Here is a 2,303-nt window from a genome sequence, read left to right as displayed (position 1 = left end):
ACCGGCTGCGAGGTGTGTGCTGGAAAGACGTGACCGAAGAGTTGCTCCTGCGGATGTGAAGGACCAGCACCGGCTGCAAGGTGTGTGGTGGTAGTACCACCACCCCTTGGCAAGGGGTGCGTGCCGCCCCCCGTTGCATCCCCCCGGCCAGACTGCATAAAGCATTGTCCGAAGGAAACGCAGTTAGCTATGGGACAGTTCTAACGAAAAAAAGTCATAGACGGCGCTCGTATGTTCTATCTATGTTCCGATCATGCCATTACTGCCAAAATCTCTCGGATTCCGCTTGTCAGCCCGCCTTGAACATATCCAAGCCCCCGATGTGCTCGAACTTGTTTGTGGAAGCTGCAGCAAAAGATACCTTCTGGGAGCGTGGCAGCTGCATCTAGGGTTTCGCCCGCACATACTTCTTGACGGGTTGGGAGAGCGGTTTCATTACCGGTCCTGTGGAGCGAGGGGTAATGCCCGCTGGGCGCTCTATACAGCAGTAGCACATCTTCAGACCGTCAAGGTCGATGAACCCTACAGCACTTCGCCACACGGATCAGACGTCAATACCCCTCGCATCGGCACTGCTTAAACGTCAGCAATGGGCTGCCCTCGGACGCTAATACGGAGCGCAGATAAGGCTCACGAAAAGCCTATTTTCACCGGTGCTGCAATCTACGCGAATGTCTACTTTTTAGGTTAAGTCAGAAACCTGCCTGTTCTTTTCATCAGTCTAAGACGCAAAATATTTCAACCGTTTTGGAAAGCGTGCCACCTACAAAAGAGACCGTTTCGACCCGGAGGCTATGTCAAAAATGAGCGTCCGGTAAACCCAAACCAACGTCGTCACGGAGGGTGATCTAAGTGGCCACCATTGCTGCATAACCTCAATTTCTTGCAATCCTAGCAATGCCCTGCGACAATCAGAAAATCCTTCACTGCACAAGATAATATTTCTGAAATGGCAATACGTAAGAGAAAAAACTTTAATCTGCAATTGCTGCTGACAAGGCTGTCAAATGTTCGGACACTTAATGCCGACGGTTCTATGAGCATCTCGGGTTTCGGTGTTCTCGATGACTATGAGAGCTATCTGAGAACAGCAGTGATCGCGAATGGTAAGTCCGATGCATTCATGCGTGAAGTCGTTAGCAAAGCAATCCGGCAAGAGCAGAATTTGACGGAGGATAGCTTCGTCAAACACTGTAATCGTATCGCCAACAGGATGGAACAAATGGACCGGAAAAGCTATAAGGTTCTGTTTCCGGTGTGGGGAAGTAGGGGCCTAATTAGCGGCAGGCGAAAATGGGGCGACGTTTCAGTATCTTTTGACATCAGCCAAGCGACACCGTTTGCCCGACGAGCGAGCAAGGACAGGGCGGAACAACTTCGCAAGCGTGATAATAACACATCAAAAGTGATGCATGACCTTCAGGACCTACCCCTAGCCTCTTGTTCAGTCGATGCTGTAAGTGTTCATGATGCATTTGAGAAGGCTGAGGAAGCAATTTCCAAAGAGATTGGTCTCTACTCTCTGATCTCATCCAGGGGCAAGTTTGTTATGACGAGCGAACCTGACAAACCGATAAACACAATCTTGCTTGCGCCCCATATGACGGTTCACGATGCCTCAGGTGCAATCAGTGCTGACATTTATTGGTACAACCGTTGGGCTGACCATTTGACAGAGAAGACGCGCAAACCTGAAGACGTTGCGAGGATCAAACAGCAGGTAAAAAGTGTGCGGCTTCGGCTAAGAAAGCTTCCATGGCGCGAAAAGGCTGAATTGGCGTTGGCGCGCCACTACGCGGCTTTTGCCCAGTGTGATTTAGAATCTTCATTTCTAGACGGATGGAGATTGCTTGAGGCAATAGGCGGACACTCAAGAGAAAAAGGTGAAGCCTTGGTGAAAAGAGCTGCGTGGTTTTTTGAGAACCGCGATGAGCAGTATCAAATCGGTTTACACCTAATGCATAGACGGAACTTGATATCACATGGACGCCCCATGAAGGAGGATAACCACGAAGGCCTAGCATTTCAGATGAAGCAGTTTGTTACGCCGTTTCTACACGCGTATTTGACCAATCCCTTCAAATTCCAAGACCTTGAGGAGTTTTGGGGATTTTGTGATTTGCCGGTCGACAAACACCAGAGGTCACGAAAGGCATACGTTCTTGAGTGCAGTACGAAGTTCAGGCAGGAGAGTTAGCAAACGTTTCTGTCACAGGCGAAAACGACCGATACTGGTGAAAAACCCGCCGTCGTGTCGAGCGGACGAGTTTTGGCACATGCAGCGGTGCGAAGAAGGTCCCAAA

General features: G+C 49.9%; 1 protein-coding gene. It reads left to right on the top strand.

Translation table 11 applies throughout. From position 1 onward, the window contains the following. The first annotated feature begins 949 nt into the window (after nt 1–949). Complete coding sequence (locus tag Q1A53_RS23290; protein WP_299971785.1) at nt 950–2,197, top strand: hypothetical protein; 1,248 nt, start codon at nt 950–952, stop codon at nt 2,195–2,197. Nucleotides 2,198–2,303: the final 106 nt, after the last annotated feature.

The organism is uncultured Roseobacter sp., from assembly GCF_947496515.1.
In the GTDB taxonomy this organism is placed as follows: domain Bacteria; phylum Pseudomonadota; class Alphaproteobacteria; order Rhodobacterales; family Rhodobacteraceae; genus Roseobacter.
The sequence above is the reverse complement of the archived record's forward strand: the minus strand, read 5'-3'. Positions and strand labels throughout refer to the sequence as shown.